Here is a 19,352-nt window from a genome sequence, read left to right on the forward strand (position 1 = left end):
AAATTTTCGGCTGCACCCGACCAAAAGTGTGGTAGCCCTTCGGGCAGGCCATACGGGGAGGACGGAAAAGCCCAAAAGCAGGGCGCTGCGCGCCCCAAAAGCAGGGGCGCTGCGCGCCCCAAGACCACAGCGCCGGCTAGGTTCGCCTTGGGCCGAGGGTGCGGGCCAGCCAGGTGCTGCCGATGGTCAGGGCCAGGGCGCACACGGCGGAGATGGTGAGGGCGGTGGGGATTCCGCTGTCGTGGCCGAGTGCGCCGAGGATGTTGCCGATCGGTGGGACCTGGCCGAACAGGAAGGCGGCGAACACGAGGGCCACCGCGAGCAGTACCGACCAACCGTGCTGCGTCACCACCGGGCGCGTGCACAGCACGCCCACGCCCACCCCGGTCAGCCCGCACACCAGCAGCGCCGCGAACCCGACCAGCACCGCCGACCACGGGTACGGCCGCGGCTGGGTCAGCAACGGCACCACGGTCGCCAGGAGTGCCACGAACAGCGCGGCCAACCCCGACAGCACCGCCACCGCCGCGTGCACCCGCCACCACCCGGCCGTCGCCACGGTGACCGTCCGCCGCACCGGGTCCTCGGCCGTCGCGATCACGATGGTCAGCCACACCGCCACCGGGTAGACGAACACGCACGTCCCCGCGTAGGCCGACAACGGCGGGCCGGCGTCGGAGGAGTTCAGCATCGCCAGCACCGCCCCGAACAGCAGCAACGGCGGCAGCCAGCGTTGTGTGCGCAGCACGTCGGCCAGCAGGTACCGCACCAGCGCCGTCATGACCGCACGCCCCGCACCGAGCACCCCAGTTCCAACACGGCCGCCAGCACCCGGTCGCTGTGCGCGGCGGCGACCTCCACGCGGGCGCCCGTGCCGACCGCCGCCGCCGAGAGCACCCCCTCCAGCGCGCTGACCTCGGACAACAGCTCCCCCACCCGGGCCAGTTCGATCACCACCCCGGTCGCGGTGGCGGCCAGTGGCAGGACGCGCGCGCCGGGGAGGTCGTGGCCGTGGTGGTCGGTGACCAGCACCGACGCCGGGGTGGAAGCCAGGAAGGAACGCAGGGTGGACGCGGCGGCGACGTCCAGACCCGACCACGGCTCGTCCAGGACCAGCAGGTCGCGCGCCGTCAACGCCTGGACCAGCGCGATCTTCTGCGTGTTGCCCTTGGACAGGGTGGCCATCGGCGCGTCCGGGTCGCCCACGAAGCCCAGCGCCTCGACCAGGTCCCACCGCACCGGCACGCCGCGCACGGCCGCCTGGTGCCGCAGGTAGTCGCGGGCGCTCAACCGCACGCCGGACGGGAACCGCTCGGGCAGCCACCCCACCGACCGGGGTCGGGACACCGTGCCGACCGACGGCCTGCTCAGGCCGGCGGCGATGCGCAGCAGGGTGGACTTGCCCGAGCCGTTGCCACCGGTGACCACCACCGCCTCGCCGGGCTCCACGGACAGCGACACGTCCCGCAGCACCCACGGACCCCGGCCGTACCGCTTCCCGATTCGATCAAGACGGACCACGGGTGTGATGATGCTCCGATCTACGTGGGGCCGGCTTGAAGCCGAATACAGGACACGCGTACTGTTTAGGTCGAGAGCGCGCCGCACTCCCGGGTGCGGAAGACTCACCAGAAGTTCCCAAACCGACTTTGCGCGTCACCAGATGGAGTTTCACGTGACTGCACCAGCGAGCAAGGACAGCTTCGGCGCCCGCGGCACGCTCACCGTGGGGGACGCCTCGTACGAGGTGTTCCGGCTGAGCGCGGTCGAGGGCGCCGAGCGTCTGCCGTACAGCTTGAAGATCCTGCTGGAGAACCTGCTGCGCACCGAGGACGGCGCGAACATCACCGCCGACCACGTGCGCGCCCTGGGTTCCTGGGACCCGTCCGCCGAGCCGGACACGGAGATCCAGTTCACCCCCGCCCGCGTGGTGATGCAGGACTTCACCGGCGTGCCCTGCGTGGTGGACCTCGCCACCATGCGCGAGGCGGTCACCCAGCTCGGCGGCGACCCGTCGAAGGTCAACCCGCTGGCCCCGGCCGAGCTGGTCATCGACCACTCGGTCATCGCCGACATCTTCGGCCGCCCGGACGCGTTCGAGCTGAACGTCGACCTGGAGTACGAGCGCAACAAGGAGCGCTACCAGTTCCTGCGCTGGGGCCAGACCGCGTTCGACGAGTTCAAGGTCGTCCCGCCGGGCACCGGCATCGTGCACCAGGTCAACATCGAGCACCTGGCGCGCGTGGTCATGGTCCGCGGCGGCCAGGCGTACCCGGACACGCTGGTCGGCACCGACTCGCACACCACGATGGTCAACGGCATCGGTGTGCTGGGCTGGGGCGTCGGCGGCATCGAGGCCGAGGCCGCCATGCTGGGCCAGCCGGTGTCGATGCTGATCCCGCGCGTGGTCGGCTTCAAGCTGCACGGCGAGCTGCCCGCCGGCGCGACCGCGACCGACCTGGTGCTCACGATCACCGAGATGCTGCGCAAGCACGGCGTGGTCGGCAAGTTCGTCGAGTTCTACGGCTCGGGCGTCGGCGCGGTGCCGCTGGCCAACCGCGCCACCATCGGCAACATGAGCCCGGAGTTCGGCTCGACCTGCGCCATCTTCCCGATCGACGGCGAGACCATCGACTACCTGAAGCTGACCGGCCGCTCGGCCGAGCAGCTGGCGCTGGTCGAGGCCTACGCCAAGGAGCAGGGCCTGTGGCACGACCCGGCGCACGAGCCGGTGTACTCCGAGACGCTGGAGCTGGACCTGTCGACGGTCGTCCCGTCGATCGCCGGCCCCAAGCGCCCGCAGGACCGCATCGAGCTGTCCAGCGCCAAGGAGGCGTTCCGGCAGGCGCTGGGCGCGTACGTGACCGACACCGAGGACCACTCGAAGTCCACTGTGGACGAGGCCGTGGACGAGACGTTCCCGGCCAGCGACCCGATCTCGGTGTCCGACGGTGACGCGGGCGGCGAGCCGCGCGTGTTCCACTCCGCCGCCGAGGGCGCGCAGGGCCGGCCGTCCAACCCGGTGAAGGTGACCGTGGACGGCGCGGAGTTCGAGCTGGACCACGGCGCGGTCGCGATCGCCGCGATCACCTCGTGCACCAACACGTCCAACCCGTCGGTGATGATCGGCGCGGCGCTGCTGGCGAAGAAGGCCGTGGAGAAGGGCCTGGAGCGCAAGCCGTGGGTCAAGACGACCCTCGCGCCGGGCTCCAAGGTCGTCATGGACTACTACGAGCGCGCCGGCCTGCTGCCCTACCTGGAGAAGCTGGGCTTCCACCTGGTCGGCTACGGCTGCACCACGTGCATCGGCAACTCCGGCCCGCTGCAGGACGAGATCTCGGCCGGCATCAACTCCGGCGACCTGGCCGCGGTGTCGGTGCTGTCGGGCAACCGGAACTTCGAGGGCCGGATCAACCCCGACATCAAGATGAACTACCTCGCGTCCCCGCCGCTGGTGGTGGCCTACGCGCTGGCCGGCTCGATGGACAAGGACATCACCACCGAGCCGCTGGGCACCGACCCGCAGGGCAACCCGGTGTACCTGTCCGACATCTGGCCGTCGCCGCAGGAGATCTCCGAGGTCGTCGCGTCGTCGATCTCGCCGGAGGGCTTCACCAAGGGCTACGCGGACGTGTTCGCGGGCGACCAGCGCTGGCAGTCGCTGCCCACGCCGACCGGCAAGACCTTCGAGTGGGACGCCGAGTCCACCTACGTGCGCAAGCCCCCGTACTTCGAGGGCATGGAGATGGAGCCGAAGCCGGTCACCGAGATCGGCGGCGCGCGCGTGCTGGCGCTGCTGGGCGACTCGGTCACCACCGACCACATCTCCCCGGCCGGCGCGATCAAGGCCGACTCGCCCGCGGGCAAGTACCTCACCGAGCACGGTGTGGAGCGCAAGGACTTCAACTCCTACGGTTCCCGCCGCGGCAACCACGAGGTGATGATCCGGGGCACGTTCGCCAACATCCGCCTGCGCAACCTGCTGCTCGCCGACGAGAACAACGGGCAGGGCGTGCAGGGCGGGTTCACCCGCAACTTCCTGGCCGACGGCGCGCCGCAGACCACCATCTACGACGCGTCGGTGGCCTACGCCGAGGCCGGCGTGCCGCTGGTGGTGCTGGCGGGCAAGGAGTACGGCTCCGGCTCGTCCCGCGACTGGGCCGCGAAGGGCACCTCGCTGCTGGGCGTGCGGGCGGTCATCGCCGAGTCCTTCGAGCGCATCCACCGGTCGAACCTGATCGGCATGGGCGTCCTGCCGCTGCAGTTCCCGGCCGGCGAGTCCGCGTCGTCGCTGGGCCTGGACGGCACGGAGACCTACGACTTCACCGGGATCACCGCCCTGAACGACGGTGAGACGCCGCGCACGGTCAAGGTCGTGGCCACGAAGGCGGACGGCGCGAAGGTGGAGTTCGACGCGGTGGTCCGCATCGACACGCCGGGTGAGGCCGACTACTACCGCAACGGCGGCATCATGCAGTACGTGCTGCGCAAGATGGTCCGCAGCTAGTCGCTCGACGTGGAAGGGCCGTCCACCCGTTCGGGGTGGGCGGCCCTTTCGCGTGATCGGGCTCGCTAGGGTGAACGCCTTCGAGGGGGTCGAGGATGTTCGCGTTGGTGTTGGTGGGGCTGCTCAGCACGGTGTGGGAGTACGGGCCGCTGGTCGGCGCGGGTGTGCTGGCGGTGGTGACCGGGTGGACGCGGTCGGTGCGGTTGGGGGCGGCCACGGCGGCGTTCCTGGTGGCGGCGCTGGTCGGGGACCAGCCGTTCCCGGCGGTGGTCGCGGTGGCCGGGGCGTTGCTGATCGCGGCGCACGACCTCCACGCGCGGCGGCCGGGTGAGTGGTTCCCGTTGCTGGCCATCGGGGTCGGCGTGCTGGTGGCGTTCTTCGGCGACGAGTGGCAGGCGTCCCCGCTGGTGCCGGAGGACAGCTCCGCCGGCCTCACCGTCTACGGCGTGCACCTGGAGCGGTCCGCGTCGACCGCGTTCGCGGTCGGCACCTCGGTGTCGGACTGGGCGTTGGCCGTGGTCGTCGCGCTGGTGGTGGCGGTGGGGTTGGCGGTGTGGGCGTGGCGGGCGCGCAGCCTCGTGGTGCCGGCGACCGCGTCCGCCTACCTCGCCGCCGCCTGGTACGTCCAGCCCGAGGTGTCCGCGCCGGGGGTGCAGTTCCTGAGCCAGCGGCAGTTCGAGGCGGCGCTGGCCACGGCGGACGCGGCCGTGCGGCCGGAAGTCGTGCTGCTCGCCGGGGCGGCGGTGGCGTTCGCGGTGGCGCACGGCCGGCGCGACTGGGTGCCGCCGGCGGTGGTGGGGCCGTTGAGCACGCTGTGGGAGTACGGGGTGGCCGTGGGGACGCCCCTGCTGCTGGTCCTGGCGTGGCGGTGGCGCAGCCCGCGGCTGGCCGGCGCGGCGGCGGCCTTCGCGGTGGCGGGGATCGTCGGGACGCAACCCGTCCCGGCCCTGGTGGCGCTCGCCGGCGTGGTGGTGATCGTGGCGCACGACCTGCACGCCCGCCGGCCCGGGGCGTGGTTCCCGTTGCTCGTGGTCGGCACGGGGCTGTTCCTCGTGGCCGCCGACTGGTTCGCGTCGGCGGGGACGGAGACGTTCGGCTGGTTCGCCTACGTGCCGCTGACCCCGGACTCCGACTTCCACATGGGGTGGGTGGACGGGCGGGTGCGCGAGCTCCCGCCGTGGTGGTTCAGCGTGGACCCGCTGGTGGTGTTCTACCCGTCGGCGCTGGTGCTGGCCGGTGCGGCGGTCGCGCTCGTCCTGCGCGACCGCCGCCCGCGAACCCTTTAGAACGGCTGGACGTTGGGCTGGAAGACCTGCCCGGCGGCCGGCGTCTTGAGGTTCACCAGGTAGTCGGTCACCGCGGTGTCCGCACCCGCGCTGTCACCCAGGATGCAGTGGCCGAACGCGTCCACGCTCAGCAGCACCGCGTTGCCGAGCTGACGGGTCATGCGCTGGGAGAACTTGTACTGCGTCGCCGGGTCGTAGTAGTTGCCCACCACGACGACCGGGTTCTTGGTGCGCTTGTTCCACGGACCCGCGTACCGGTCCGGCTTGGGCACCGGCCACGACGCGCAGGTCAGCAGGTCGGACGCGGCTTGCTGGCGGCCGAACGTGGGCGACTCGCGCTCCCACTTCGCCGCCACGTACGGGAACAGCTCCGGGATCCGCGGGAACGGCTTGTCGGTGCAGTTCACGCCGTAGTACGAGTCGTCGGACAGGTACTCCGCGTCCGCCAGACCCGCCCGCACGTCGGCCAGGCCGTGCTTGTTGGCCAACGGCTTCTCCAGCTCCGGCTCCGCCTGCGCGGTCAGCGCGGCGGACGGGTGCAGCACGCCGTAGATCGACTGCAGCCAGGCCGCGAGCGCCTTGAACCGGGTCGGCGCGTACAGGTCGCCGGTGACCCGGCCGATGTAGCCGGCGTAGGTCACGACCTGGCCCGAGGGCAGGGTGATCGGCGCCTTGCGCAGCGCGTCGCGCACCTCGTCGAACTTGGCCCGCGGGTCGCCGTCGCTGTACGCGCACTTGGCGCCCTCGGCGTCGCAACGCTTGAGGAACGCGTCCAGGGCCAGCTCGAAGCCCTGCGCGCGCTGCCGGTCGTACTCCGCGCCGTTGCTGGTGCGCAGCTCCGGGTCCACGTTGCCGTCCAGCACCAGCGCCCGCGACCGCTGCGGGAACAGGTTGGCGTAGGTCGCGCCGAGCAGCGTGCCGTAGGAGAAGCCGACGAACGTCAGGTCGCGGTCGCCCACGCCCTGGCGGAGCAGGTCGAGGTCACGCGCCACGTCCTCGGTGGACATGTGGTCCAACAGCGGCCCGGCGACCTTGGCGCACGAGTCGGTGTAGTCCTTGGTCGCGTCCATCGTGTCGCGGATCTCGGTGCGGGTGACCGGGACCGGCGACATGCGCCCGAAGACCGCGTTGGCCTCCTCCTCGGTCTTGAAGCAGCGCAACGGCGTGCTGCGCCCGACACCCCGCGGGTCGAACCCGATGAGGTCGAACCGCCGCATGACCTCGGGCTGGAAGAACGAGCTGCCGTACGCGGAGTAGATGAGCCCGGCGCCACCGGGCCCACCGGGGTTGATGAACAGCGAGCCGACCTTGTTGGCCTGGTCGGTCGCGGGCGCCTTCATCAGGGCGATGGTGATCTTCGCACCGCGCGGCTTGCGGTGGTCCAGCGGAACGGGGTGGTTGGCACAGGTGACCCGTTCCCGCTGGGCGGCGGGGATCTGCGCCAACACGTCGTCGGCGCACTTGCTCCACTGGATCGGCGCGCCGGCCAGTGCGTCCTGCGCGGCGGCGGTACCGGTCGCCACGAGCCCGGACACCGCGGTGCCCAGTGCCAGCGCGGCGACCAACGTTCTAGAACCAAGCTTCACGAGCGGTGCTCCCTCGCGTCCGAGTCGGTGCCGCCCCTCGTCGAAATTCCACGGCACCGTCGCGCGAGGCTCCCACCCGGGGGGGAGCGGGGAACACCCGCAGAACGGAGGGTTTCGACCGACCGATCGGCCCACGGTGCTTGTCGAGAGGCGGCTTCCCGGGTTGTGCCCGGTGTGCACTCGGCGTGCGCTGCGCTCGGGACGGAGCCGTGTCGCTTCGGGCGTTCCGCCCGCCCACCCTCACCCGAGCCGACCCCGCACAAGCCAGGCGCGCGGGGCGCGCCAGCGCGCTTCGCGCGCAGACCCGAGCGCTGCGCGCTCGGGGTCGCACGGCCGGCGAAGCCGTGCCGTGCCGGCCGCCGCAGGCGGCCCCGCCGAAGGCGGTGCAGTTGTGGCTTGTGCGGGGTGGCCTGGGTGGGGGTGGGCGGGCGGAACGCCCGAAGCGACACGGCGGGCGAGGCGCGAGGCGCGGCGGGCGAGGCGTCGCGACACGCTGCGGGCCCGACGCGCCGGGGGAGCGCATCCCGCTCCCCCGGCGCGGTCAGCGACCAGTGGTCAGCGACCGGTGGTCGGCGACCAGTGGTCAGCGACCAGTGGTCAGCCGCGGGCGCGGGACAGGGACAGGGCGAATCGGCCCTGTTCGTCGGTCCACCAGCGGTGCAGGTCGAAGCCCGCTTCGGCCAGTTCCCGGGTCACGCCCTCCCGCCGGAACTTGGCCGACACCTCCGTCCGCAACTCCTCCCCCGCCGCGAACTCCACGTCCAGCCCCAGCGCCTCGACGTGGACCGAGGCCGCCCGGTCCGCCCGCAGGCGCATCTCGATCCACTCCTCCTCGGCGTTCCACAGCGCGATGTGCCGGAACTCCTCGGGCACGAAGTCCGCCCCCAGCTCCCGGTTCAACACCCGCAGCACGTTGCGGTTGAACTCGGCGGTCACGCCGCGGGCGTCGTCGTAGGCCCGCACCAGCACCTCCGGGTCCTTCACCAGGTCCGTGCCCAGCAGCAGCCACTCCCCCGGCTCCAGCACCTCCCGCACCGAGGCGTAGAACTTCTCCCGCTCCTCCGGGATCAGGTTGCCGATCGTGCCGCCCAGGAACGCCACCAGCCGCGGCGACGCCCCCGGCAGCAGGCCGAGGTGCTCGGTGAAGTCGCCGACCACGCCGTGCACCTTCAGGCCCGGGTAGTCGGCCATGATCTGCTTCGCCGCGTCGGTCAGGGCCGACACCGAGACGTCCAGCGGCACGAACTCGTTGAGCGTCCCGTGGTCGCGCAACGCGTCCAGCAGCAACCGGGTCTTCTCCGAGGACCCCGAACCCAGTTCCACCAGCGCGTGCGCGCCGGTGGTCGCGGCGATCTCGCCCGCGCGGGCCACGAGGATCTCGCGTTCGGCGCGCGTCGGGTAGTACTCGTCCAGCCGGGTGATCTCCTCGAACAGGTCGCTGCCGACCGCGTCGTAGAACCACTTCGGCGAGACCCACTTCGGGCTCGCGGTCAGGCCCGCCTTCGCCTCCGCCCGGAGGGCGACCGCGGCCTCCTCCGGGGTCAGGTGCACGTCCAGCACTGGCTCGGTCATCGTCGTCCCATCGGTTGAACGTCCACTGTGGAGGGATCCGCCACGACCACGTGCCCCTCGGGCACCTCCCGCCAGCGCGGGTCGTCGTCGAGCGGTTCCGAGGACACGGTCACCGCGTCGTCGGCGCGGCGGACCCACAGCGAGTGGGTCCAGGTGGTGCCGACGAGCACGGAGCCGTTGGTGAGCAACAGGTTCAGCCGCGAGCCGGGTGCGGCGGCGGCCACTTCGGCGACCACGTCCGCCACGGCTCGCGCCGGCGGCGTGGTGGCCAGGCGCGACCGCACCAACGCCCACAGCAGGGCGGAGTCGGTGGGCGCGTCCAACGTCAGCAGGTCGGTGGTGGGCAGGGTCTTGGCCAGGTCCGCGACCGACCCCGGCCAGTCGGTGACCCGGCCGTTGTGGCTGAACAGCCACTCGCCGTCGGTGAACGGCGCGCACGCGGTCTCCACGACCGGCATGCCGACCGTGGCCGAGCGGACGGCGGCCAGAATCGCGGGCGATTCCAGGACCCGGCTGAGCCGGGCCAGGTTCTCGTCCGCCCACAGCGTCCCGACCCGGCGGTAGCGCACCGCCCGGCCCGGCGCCGGGTACCACCCGACGCCGTAGCCGTCCACGTTCACCGTGCCGCCGCCGCGCATGTCCCGCGGCGCGTACGACTGGTGCAGCAGCGAGTGCGGCGGGTCGTGCACGAGACTCGCGATGGGCACGGCGGGGCCGAGGTAACCCAGGTGGCGGCACACGTCAGGCCAGCTCCTCCGGCCGCGCGTCCCGCGCGCAGCGGAAGCCCGCGAAGATCTGCCGCCGGATCGGGTAGTCCCAGTTGCGGAACGTGGCCCGCACCGCCGCCTGGTCGCTGCCGAACGAGCCGCCGCGCAGCACCTTGTAGTCCGGTCCGAAGAAGACCTGCGAGTACTCCGCGTACGGGAACACCTCGAACCCGGTGTAGCCGTGGAAGTCCGAGCTGGTCCACTCCCACACGTCACCGATGAGCTGGTGCACGCCCAGCGGCGACGCGCCCGCCGGGTACGCGCCCACCGGGGCCGGGGACAGGTGCCGCTGGTCGAGGTTGGCGTGCGCCTCCGTCGGGTCCTCGTCGCCCCACGGGTAGCGCCGGGACCGGCCGGTCGCCGGGTCGAAGCGGGCGGCCTTCTCCCACTCGACCTCGGTGGGCAGCCGCTTGCCCGCCCACCTCGCGTACGCCTCGGCCTCGTAGTAGCAGACGTGGACGACCGGCTGGTCCGGGTCGAGCGGCGCGGTGACGCCGAACGCCGTGCGGAACCACTGGTCCCCTTCCCGTTCCCAGAACCTCGGGGCCACCAGGGAGGCCTTCTGGACGTGCGCCCAGCCCGCCTCGGACCACCAGCGGGGGTCGGTGTAGCCGCCGGCGGCGATGAACTCGGCGTAGGCGCGGTTGGTGACCGGGGTCGTGTCGATGAAGAACGGGTCGGTGAACGCCTGGTGCGCGGGGCGTTCGTTGTCCAGCGCCCACGCCTCGGTGGACGTGCCCATGGTGAACGGGCCGCCGGGCACCAGCACCTCCGGCGGGCCGACCGGGCCGCCGCGCGGCGGTGGCGGCGCGTCGAGCACCGGCGGGCCGACGCGTAGCTGGTGGGTGGCCAGCATTGTCTCGTCGTGCTGCTGCTCGTGCTGCACGATCATGCCGAACGCGAACCCGCCGTCGAGCAGGCGGCGGCCCTCCAGCGGACTGGTCTCCAGCACGTCGAAAACCTTGTCCCGCACCTCGGTGACGTACTTGCGGGCCTCGGCCGGGCCCAACAGCGGCAGCTCGGGGCGCACCGCGCGGGCGTGCTTGAACGCGTCGTAGAGCTCGTCGATGTCCTGGCGCACCGGCTCGCGCCCGCCGACGTCGCGGACGAGCCACAGCTCCTCCTGGTTGCCGATGTGGGCGAGGTCCCACACCAGCGGCGACATCAGCTTGGAGTGCTGGCGCACCAGGTCGTGGTCGTCCACGGCGCCGGTGAGCAGCTCGCTGCGCCGCCGCGCGCGGGTGAGCTGCGCGGCGACGTGGTCGCGGACCCGTTCGGTCCCCTCGGTGAACTGGCTGGTCATGATCGGCCCCCTCCGGTCTTCTCAGCTCCGGTCTTCTCGGCGAGTTGTCGGTGCAGTCGCGCGGCGATGGCGTCGGTCTGGGCGACGGGCAGGTCCGTGCGGTGCAGCGCCGCGCAGCCCAGCTCGACCACGTCGTGCGCGGCCCGCGCCAGCACCGGGTCGGCCAGGCCGTGGCGGGCGGCGGCCAGCCAGCGGTTCGCGGCGGTCTCGGTGGCGGCGAGCACGCCGTCCACCACGGACCGGTCGCTGAACAGCGCGGCCATCAGCACCACCGGCGGCAGCCACTGCCCGTCCGGCGGTGTGTCGAGGTAGCGGACCTCCAGGTAGCCGCGCGGGCGCACCGGCGGGAACTGGAGGGTCAGGTGGTAGTCGAGGTCGTCGGTGGTCGGTTGGACCGGCAGGGCGCCGTCGATCCAGTCGGCGAAGGAGAACTTGTGGGGCGGGAACCAGTTGGGCCCTGGTCTTCGCACGACGATCACCGGGGTGTCCAGCACGCGCCGCGCGTAGGCCGCCGCCGGGTCCGCGCAGACCGCCGCCGGGCGGGTGCGGACCGGGTCGGTGGCGTAGAGGCTGCGCATGCGGGCGCTGGCCCACTCGGTGCGCCGGCCGCCGACGCCGGGCGAGTTGGCGAACAACGCCAGGAGCACGGGGCCGAGCGCGTGCACGGCGGCCCAGCGCGCGGGCAGGTCCTCCTTGAGGCCGAAGTCCAGGCACACCTGGAGACCGGCCGTGCTGCACATCATGGTGAGGCCCTCGGGGCCCAGGGGGGCGAAGGCCTGCTCCATCGCCGCGTACCGGGGTACCCGCAACACCCGGCGCGGTGGTCGGTGGGGATCGGCGCCGCGGTGCCCGAGGACGAGGCCGTGGGGCTCCAGCAGGCGGGTGAGGTGGTCGATGTCGTCCGCGACGGTCCCCAGCAGCTCGGTCAGGGAGGTGCTCGGCGGGGTGGAGATCTCGACCTGGCCGCCCGGTTCGACGGTGAGCGGCGTGCCGCCGGGAAGCGGCTGTTGGGGGCTGTCGGGGACCAGCGTGGGTGGCGCGTGCTTGCCCAGTGCGGCTGCCAGCGCGGTCGCGTCGACGGGCTTGCTGTGGTCTTCTCGGTGGTGGACGGTCCATTCGATCTCGACTCCGAGCAGCCTCGGAGGTCCGTGCTTGAAGCAGACCGAGGCGACGTACGCCTCGGCCTCCGCTCGGTCCCGGAAGACCGCCGGGCTCGGCCCCGCGGGCGGGGTGTTACGGACAGCAGTCACTTTCGGCACTCCCCGTGATCACACTCGTCGTTCCGACGCTACACGGGGGGACCGACAATCGCATGCCCGGAAAAGCCTTGCGCACCAAGGACAACCGCCGTTCGCGTGATGTATTCGGGGCGTTTCGGACAGTGTCCGCTCCGGGTGAACCCGGCGCTCACCGGGAGAACTGCCAGCGGACGGTCTCGTTGTCGGGCAGCACGACGACCCGGCCGTCCGCGGGGTTCCAGTGGTCGTGCAGCAGGAACACCCGGCCGCCGGAGCGCACCAGCAGGCGCAGGCCGGTGGTGCGGTGCCGGCCGGTGTCCAGGCGCTCCTCCACCACGTTGGGCGCCTCGATGCCCAGGCTTTCGCCGCTGTAGGCGGTGGCGCGCGGCAGGGTGTGCACGGTCGCGGCCAGCTCGTCGGCGTAACCGCGCCCGGTCACCCCCGCGTACAGCGACAGCTCCCAGAACAGGGCGAGCGTGATCATGCTGCCGACCATCAGCTTGCGTAGGGCGTTGTGCCACGGCGGCGCGGGCGCTTTCCCGTCGCCGGTGACCCGGGTCAGCCACGCCCCGTAGGCGGCGACCACCGTCCCCACGGCGAGCACCAGCGGCACCACCAGCGGGAGGAAGGAGCGTTCGACGGTGGCCACGACGGCCACGGCCGCCATCGCCGCCAGCCCCGCCGCGAACAGGGCGCGCCCGGCCACGCGCAGGGCGCGCCGCCGGGTCTCCAGCACCTTCAGCACCCGGTGGTGCACGGCCAGCCAGCACAGGACAGCGGCGGCCACCACGAGCAGCGGGATGTAGAGCGTGCGGATGCTGCGCAGCACGTAGTCCTGGGTGCTGTAGCCGAACAGGCTGACATCGACGCCCATGAACCGCGCCTGCTCGGCCGTGCGCGCCCACCCGAAGTAGAGCATCAGCGAGGTCGCGATGGTGACCGGCGGGGCCAGCGCCCCGACCGCCGAGGCGACCCCGGCGAGGGCGGACAGGTCCCGGCCCTGCTCGTCGCTCATGACGTCGGCACCACCTCGGCCGCGTACTCGAACACCTCCGAGACGACGACCCGCTGCCCCCGGCTGACCACTTCCAGCCGCACGGCCCCCGGCCCGGCCGCCGCCGGTGTGCGGACCGCGACCTGGGTGCTCGTGGCGTAGTCGGGTGTCGCCGCCCGGCCGCCGACCAGGACGGTGACCTCCGTCGAGTCGAACCCCGAGCCGCAGAAGGTCAGCCCGGTGCCGCCGGCCACCGGTCCGCGCAACGGGCTCTCGACGTCGCAGCCGTCGTCCGGGTCCGGGCCGGCCACCCCGGTCACGACCGGCGGGCACGCGGTCTTCTGGCCGGGCTGGGCGAACGCGACGACCGGGCGGCGGTCCGGGTTGCGCTCGTGCCAGGCCACGGCGCGCTCCAGCAAGGCGCGGGCGGCGTTCTCCAGGCACGGCATCTTCCCCGGGCCCGCCACCACGCGCACGTCCGCCCACCGGTCCGCGTCGCCCTCGACCACGACCGCGCACAGCGCTCGCATCGCCGCCCAGAGCGGGACGTCCGCCGACCCGTCGTCCGGGCACTCGCCCGACTGGAGCCGCCCGTACCACTGGATCGGCGGCGGGTCGCCGGGGTCGGCCGGGCCCCACGGCAGCCACGCGAACCCGCTCTCCCCGGGCGGCTGCTTGGTGGTAGTGGTGGTCGTGGTCCTGGTCGTCCGCTCGGTCGTCGGGACGATCGTGTCGATGCGGGTCGTGCCCGCGGTCGTGTCCGTCGTCGTCTCGGCTGCGGGTGCCGTCGGGGCCGTCGCCCTCGCGGGCTCCGCGGCGGGCGGCTCCCCGCCCGCCACCACGGCGGCGACGACGCCGCACACCACCACGACGGCCGCCGCCGAAGCGACGGCGGCCCGTCTCCGGGTAAGCCATCTGGGTGCCATACGTGCAGGAGGCGCCCGCGAGCGCGAGAAATCCCGGATTCACCCGTTCGTGCGAACCCGGGTCACCCCGAGTAGACGACGTCCACGTGCAGCACGCGGTCGTTGTTCGCGGTGCCGTCCTTGTCGGTGGTCGTGGTGAGCCAGAGGTCGCCGTCGCGGTCCACCTCGACCGTCCGCAGCCGCCCGTAGGTGCCCTGGAAGTACGTCCGCTGGTCCACCAGGTTCGCCGACGCGTCGATGCGCAGCCGGTACACCCGCTGCCCGACCGTCGTGGCGACGAAGAGGTGGTCGTTGACGATGGTCAGCCCGCTGGGCGAGGCCGAGGACGTGGACCACGTCTTCTTCGGCGCGACCGTGCCGGAGCACGAGCCGGACGTGCCCTCGCACGCGGGCCAGCCGAAGTTGCCGCCCTTCTGGACCAGGTTCACCTCGTCCTGGGCGGAGTTGCCGAACTCGGTCGCCCACAGCCGGCCCTTGGAGTCGAAGTCCAGGCCCTGGACGTTGCGGTGGCCGTAGCTCCAGATCGCCTTGCCCGCGAACGGGTTGTCCGAAGGGATCGACCCGTCGGGGTGGATGCGCAGGACCTTGCCCGCGTTGTTGTTGAGGTTCTGGGCGTTGTCGCCGTTCTGGGCGTCGCCGGTGGAGATGAACAGGTAGCGGCCGTCGGGGCTGAACCGCAGCCGCCCGCCGTTGTGGAACCGGCTCTTGGGCACGCCCGACAGCAGCGTGGTCCAGCCGGTGAGGGTCGTGCCCTCCAGCTTCGCGCGCACGAGCTGGTTGCCCGAGGACGCCGTGTGGTAGACGAAAACGTGCCCGTCGGTGGCGAACGTGGGCGACACCTCGATGCCCAGCACGCCGCCCTCGCCGCCGGTGGTCTGCGCGCCCGGCACCTTGCCGAGGTTGGTGCGCTGACCCGATTCGGTGAGCCGGTAGACGGTGAACGCTTCCCGTTCGGTCACCAGGGCGGAGCCGTCGGGCAGGGGCGCCACGCCCCACGGGACGTCCGTGCCGTTGAGGATCGTCGTCACCGTGCCGGGGTCGGGGGTGCCGGGCGGGGTGGTGCCGCCGGGGGTGGCGGTGATCTCGTTGCTGAACGCGGAGAGGTTGCCCGCCGCGTCACGCGCCCGGACGGTGAACCGGTAGGCCGTGCCCGCGGTGAGGCCGCCGACCGTGGTGGACGTGCCGTCCGCGGCGCCGGTCTGCGCGCCGTCGCGGAAGACCTGGTAGCCGGTGACGGCCACGTTGTCGGTGGCCGCGGTCCAGGCCAGGTCCACCGACGTGGCGGTGCGGCCGGTGGAGCGCAGGTTCGTCGGCGCGGTGGGCGCTTGCGTGTCCGGGGGCGCGGGGTCGGTGCGGACCAGGACGTTGTTGCTGGCCGGTGAGACGTTCGGCGCGGCGTCGCGGGCGAACACCGTCCAGTCGTACTCGGTGTCCGGGGTCAGGCCGGTGACCGTGGCGCTGAGCGTGGTGACGCTCTTCATCAACTGGCCGTGCTGGTAGACGTCGTAGGCGACGACGCCGACGTTGTCGGTGGCCGCGTCCCACGCGAGGGAGACGCTGGTCGAGGTCTTGCCGGTGGCGCGGAGGTCGCGCGGCGGCGTCGGGGCCTCGGTGTCGGCGGGGCTGACGGTGAGGCGGTCGGCGTTCGGGCCGCCGTTGGCGGTCGTGGCGGTGGCGCGGACCTTGTTCGTGCCCGCTTTGAGGGTGACCGTGGTGGTGACGTCGCGCCACGTCGTCCACGCGCCCGTGCCGGGAAACGAGACGGTGGTCGCGCCCGTGCCGTCCACGGTCACCGACAGCGGGCGGTCGGTCGTGGTGCCGTTGGCGTAGCGGAACACCAGCCGGTGCGGACCGGCCTGCGCGGTGCTCACGGTGTACTCGACGTGGCTGCCCACGACGTTGTCGTAGTTGACGAACCCGGTGCCGGAGTAGCCGGCGTGGTCGGCCTCCACGACGGCGCGGGACAGCGCGGCGGACTCGGCTTCGTGGACGGTCGGGGCGGCCGTCGCCATGCCCGGCGGAGCGATCAGGGCGAACGCCGTCAGCGCGACGACGGCGCTGCGCGGGAACCTCGGTGCCACTTCGGTGCCTCCACGTCGGCAGGGGTGCGCGAGCGGCGGCGGTGTATAGAAAAGAAACTTTCCAAACTGTGGCCGATCACCCCGCGGGGTGTCAAGGTCACCGGGCCGCCTCGACCGGGCTCGCGAACACCCGCCGCGACTCCTCGACGTCCAACGAGCACCGCCGCAGCACGTCGACCGCGGCCTGGAAGCGCGCCACCGCGTCCACCCGCTCGGACAGCCCGTCCGCGTGCACCGCCGGACCGCCCACCGCGAAGGCCAGCAACGTGAACGAGTGCCGCAGCTCGGGCCGGCAGCCGGCGGTGAACGGCACCAGCCGCACGTCGTCGCGCCGGGCCAGCGCCGCGAGCTGGTCGTCGAGCACGCGCTGGTCCCCCGCCCACGCGTGCAGGGCCGTCTCGTGCACGAAGAACTCGCACGCGGGCGGCACGTGGCGGCGCAGGACCTCGGCGCGCGTCGGGTCGTCGCCCAGGGAACCGGCGTACTCCGGCGTCTGGAGCAGGGCGGGCACCGCCAGGGCGTCGTAGGCGACGATGCGGGTGGCGCGGCGTTCGGCGGCGCGCAGCGCGTCCGGGCCGTCGGGGTCGGCGAGGTCGTAGTGGGCGAGCCGCACCAGGTCGATCAGGTCGATCCCGCGCCGCACGTCGCCGTCGGCCGGGCGCCGGCCCAATCGCGCGAACCGGCTGATGTCCTTCATCACGGTGCGCCACCGTAGTGCGCCTTGACCAGCGGTTTCGACTCCGGCGCGGGAAGACCACCCCAAAGTGGGTCCGACCAATCCGTACGTACTGATTGGAATTTCTCAGCCGGTCCTGACAACATCGACCGGTGCCCAGGGTGAGCCAGGACCACCTCGATGCCCGCCGCCGCCAGATCCTGGACGGCGCGCGTGCGTGTTTCGCGCGCTACGGCTACGAGGGTGCCACCGTACGCCGTCTGGAAGAGGCTACCGGTCTGTCCAGGGGAGCGATCTTCCACCACTTCCGCGACAAGGAGTCGTTGTTCCTGGCGCTGGCCGAGGACGACGCGCTGCGGATGGCGGACGTGGTGGCGCGGCAGGGTCTCGTGCAGGTGATGCGCGACCTGCTGTCCGCGCCCGAGCCGGACGCCGACCACCCGGCCGACTGGCTGGGCACCCGGCTGGAGGTGTCGCGCCGGCTGCGCACGGACCCCGAGTTCCGGGGCCGGTGGGCCGAGCGGTCGCGGCAGCTCACCGACGCCACCCGGCAGCGCCTCGTGCGCCAGCGGGAGGCGGGCAACCTGCGCGACGACGTGGACATCGACGTGCTGACGTCGTTCCTGGAGCTGGTGTTGGAAGGGCTCGTGTCGCACCTGGCGATGGGGTTGCCGGCCGACGACCTGGAGCCCGTGCTGGACCTGGTCGAGGAGTCCGTGCGCCGGCACCGCCGTTCCGGTTGATGGCTGCTCTGGGGCGTGGCGTTCCCCGGTACCTGGTGTCCGCGGGGCTCGCGCGGTTCGCCGACGAGATGGTCGGCGTGTCCGTGGTGCTGCTGGTGTTGGCGCGCACCGGGTCGTCGGTGCTGGCCGGGGCGGTGGTCGCGGCCTACACGATCCCGTCGGTGCTGTCGGGGCCGCTGCTCGGGGCGTGGCTGGACCGGACGCGGCGGCCCGTGACGGCGTTGGCGGGCAACCAGTTCCTGCTCGCGGTGGCGGCGTGCGGGTTGGTGGCGGTGTCCGCGCCGTGGGCGCTGCTGGGGTTGGCGTGCCTGGCGGGGATCACGTTGCCGATGACCAGCGGCGGGTTCACCAGCCTGGTGCCGCGGTTGGCCGACGACGTGCGGCGGGTGACCTCCTACGACGCGTTGCTGTTCAACGCGGCGGCGATCGGCGGGCCGGCGGTGTCCGGGGTGCTGGTGGCCGTGTGGGGGCCGGTGTCGGCGGTGCTGACGTTGGCGGTCCTGGCCCTGCTGGGCGGTTTGTGCACGTTGACGCTGCGGGTGCCGGGGGCCGGCGGGTCGCACGCGTCGTTGCTGGGCGCGATGCGCAGCGGGGTGCGGCACCTGGTCACCACTCCCCCGTTGCGCGGCGCGACGCTGGCTTCGGTGCTGGCGTACGGGTCGATCGGGATGCTCGCGCCGACGTTGCCCGCGCACGTGGTGGCTCTCGGGTACGGCGAGGGGTACACCGGCGTGGTGTGGGCCGTGCTGGAGGTCGGGTGCGTGGCGGGGTTGCTGGCGTTGCGCCGGTTCCTGCCGCGGTGGCGGCCCGAGCGGGTGGTGTTCGTCGCGGTGGCGGCGTTCGGGGCGGCGATGGCGCTGTGGTCGGTGGCGTCGAGCGTGCCGGTCTTGCTGGTGCTGGTCCTGGTGGCGGGCCTGGTGCAGGGGCCGACCCTGACGTCGGTCATCACCGCGCGGCAGGTCTACACGCCGGCGGCGTTGCTGGGGCAGGTGTCCACGACGGGGGCGAGCCTCAAGCTGGGCGGGTTCGCGATCGGCGCGGCGGTCGGCGGCGTGCTGGTGGTCCGGACGGGCGCCACGACGGTGATCTCGCTGGTCGCGGCGGCGCACCTGGTCGCGGCCGGGCTGGGGGCGCTCGCCGCGAGGCCGTCGCGATCCGTTCGGGTGACCCCATAGGATCACCGACATGGCTGACCCGCGACCTGCCGCTCACGTGCACCGGGTGCGGGTGCGCCCGGTCGACTGCGACCGCCAGGGGATCGTGCACGCGTCCCGGTACGCCGTGTTCTTCGAGGCGGCGATGGTCGAGACGCTGCGGTCCCTGCTCGGGTCGTACAAGGAGCTGGAGAAGCACGGCATCGACTTCGTGATGGCGGAGACGTCCATCCGCTACTTGAGCCCGGCGCGGTTCGACGACCTGCTGCGGATCGGCGTGCGGGTGCGGACGCTGGGGACGACGACGTTGACGATGGGGTTCGACGCGGACGTGGACGGGACGCCGGTGGCGACCGGCTGGAACCGGTACGTGTCCTTCGGAACCCCGGAGCTGCGCTCCACCCCGATCCCGGAAGACTTCCGCAAGCTCTTCCAACCCAGCCGCCCGACGACCCGCCCCCTCGCGCGGACCGCCGAACGCACGCCCGCCCCACGCTCCGCCACCCGCTGACTTCCCGC

General features: G+C 72.6%; 16 protein-coding genes. 5 read left to right on the forward strand and 11 right to left on the reverse strand.

The window, feature by feature from the left end:
• Positions 1–136: 136 nt before the first annotated feature.
• A complete protein-coding gene (locus AB0A74_RS01930; RefSeq protein ID WP_358247016.1) occupies positions 137–781 on the reverse strand; it encodes a hypothetical protein in 645 nt (214 codons plus the stop codon).
• On the reverse strand, positions 778–1,521 hold the full coding sequence (locus tag AB0A74_RS01935) for an ABC transporter ATP-binding protein (RefSeq protein ID WP_358247017.1): 744 nt from the start codon (positions 1,519–1,521) through the stop codon (positions 778–780). The genes AB0A74_RS01930 and AB0A74_RS01935 overlap by 4 nt, the downstream gene beginning before the upstream one ends.
• Positions 1,522–1,675: 154 nt before the next feature.
• Between AB0A74_RS01935 and AB0A74_RS01940 the strand changes: the two genes are divergently transcribed.
• A complete protein-coding gene (locus AB0A74_RS01940; RefSeq protein WP_358247018.1) occupies positions 1,676–4,507 on the forward strand; it encodes an aconitate hydratase in 2,832 nt (943 codons plus the stop codon).
• Between the two features lie 95 nt (positions 4,508–4,602).
• The gene (locus tag AB0A74_RS01945; protein ID WP_358247019.1) at positions 4,603–5,793 is read left to right on the forward strand and encodes a hypothetical protein; all 1,191 of its coding nucleotides are present in this window, start codon (positions 4,603–4,605) and stop codon (positions 5,791–5,793) included.
• On the opposite strand, the gene AB0A74_RS01950 is transcribed toward AB0A74_RS01945, so the two are convergent.
• From AB0A74_RS01950 to AB0A74_RS01990, 9 genes are all read right to left on the reverse strand, one after another.
• The gene (locus AB0A74_RS01950) at positions 5,790–7,379 is read right to left on the reverse strand and encodes an alpha/beta hydrolase (RefSeq protein WP_358247020.1); all 1,590 of its coding nucleotides are present in this window, start codon (positions 7,377–7,379) and stop codon (positions 5,790–5,792) included. The two genes, AB0A74_RS01945 and AB0A74_RS01950, sit on opposite strands and share 4 nt — an antisense overlap.
• Before the next feature lie 597 nt (positions 7,380–7,976).
• Positions 7,977–8,951 (reverse strand): L-histidine N(alpha)-methyltransferase, encoded by a 975-nt coding sequence (gene egtD / locus AB0A74_RS01955; RefSeq protein WP_358247021.1) that lies wholly within the window; start codon positions 8,949–8,951, stop codon positions 7,977–7,979.
• A complete protein-coding gene (gene egtC / locus AB0A74_RS01960) occupies positions 8,948–9,691 on the reverse strand; it encodes an ergothioneine biosynthesis protein EgtC (protein WP_358247022.1) in 744 nt (247 codons plus the stop codon). The genes egtD and egtC overlap by 4 nt, the downstream gene beginning before the upstream one ends.
• A 1-nt stretch (position 9,692) precedes the next feature.
• Entirely contained in the window at positions 9,693–11,021 is a 1,329-nt protein-coding gene (gene egtB, locus AB0A74_RS01965; RefSeq protein WP_358247023.1) for an ergothioneine biosynthesis protein EgtB, read from the reverse strand.
• Complete coding sequence (locus tag AB0A74_RS01970) at positions 11,018–12,271, reverse strand: glutamate-cysteine ligase family protein (RefSeq protein ID WP_358247024.1); 1,254 nt, start codon at positions 12,269–12,271, stop codon at positions 11,018–11,020. Before AB0A74_RS01970 ends, egtB begins: the two co-directional genes overlap by 4 nt.
• Positions 12,272–12,428: 157 nt before the next feature.
• Positions 12,429–13,274 carry a hypothetical protein gene (locus tag AB0A74_RS01975; protein WP_358247025.1) on the reverse strand — a complete coding sequence of 282 codons (846 nt, stop codon included), beginning with the start codon at positions 13,272–13,274 and terminating at the stop codon, positions 12,429–12,431.
• The gene (locus AB0A74_RS01980) at positions 13,271–14,179 is read right to left on the reverse strand and encodes an IPT/TIG domain-containing protein (protein ID WP_358247026.1); all 909 of its coding nucleotides are present in this window, start codon (positions 14,177–14,179) and stop codon (positions 13,271–13,273) included. Before AB0A74_RS01980 ends, AB0A74_RS01975 begins: the two co-directional genes overlap by 4 nt.
• A 62-nt stretch (positions 14,180–14,241) precedes the next feature.
• Complete coding sequence (locus AB0A74_RS01985) at positions 14,242–16,260, reverse strand: PQQ-dependent sugar dehydrogenase (RefSeq protein ID WP_358247027.1); 2,019 nt, start codon at positions 16,258–16,260, stop codon at positions 14,242–14,244.
• A gap of 97 nt (positions 16,261–16,357) precedes the next feature.
• Positions 16,358–16,957, reverse strand: a complete 600-nt coding sequence (locus AB0A74_RS01990) for a DUF5753 domain-containing protein (RefSeq protein ID WP_358247268.1) — start codon at positions 16,955–16,957, stop codon at positions 16,358–16,360.
• A gap of 131 nt (positions 16,958–17,088) precedes the next feature.
• Here AB0A74_RS01990 and AB0A74_RS01995 point away from each other — a divergent pair, with 131 nt between their 5' ends.
• The 3 genes from AB0A74_RS01995 to AB0A74_RS02005 are packed head-to-tail and all read left to right on the forward strand — an operon-like array spanning position 17,089 to position 19,344.
• Positions 17,089–17,679 (forward strand): helix-turn-helix domain-containing protein, encoded by a 591-nt coding sequence (locus AB0A74_RS01995; protein WP_343931913.1) that lies wholly within the window; start codon positions 17,089–17,091, stop codon positions 17,677–17,679.
• Entirely contained in the window at positions 17,679–18,854 is a 1,176-nt protein-coding gene (locus AB0A74_RS02000; protein ID WP_358247028.1) for an MFS transporter, read from the forward strand. Before AB0A74_RS01995 ends, AB0A74_RS02000 begins: the two co-directional genes overlap by 1 nt.
• A 10-nt stretch (positions 18,855–18,864) precedes the next feature.
• A complete protein-coding gene (locus AB0A74_RS02005) occupies positions 18,865–19,344 on the forward strand; it encodes a thioesterase family protein (protein ID WP_358247029.1) in 480 nt (159 codons plus the stop codon).
• Positions 19,345–19,352: the final 8 nt, after the last annotated feature.

The organism is Saccharothrix sp. NPDC042600, from assembly GCF_040647305.1.
Classification (GTDB): domain Bacteria; phylum Actinomycetota; class Actinomycetes; order Mycobacteriales; family Pseudonocardiaceae; genus Actinosynnema; species Actinosynnema mutabilis.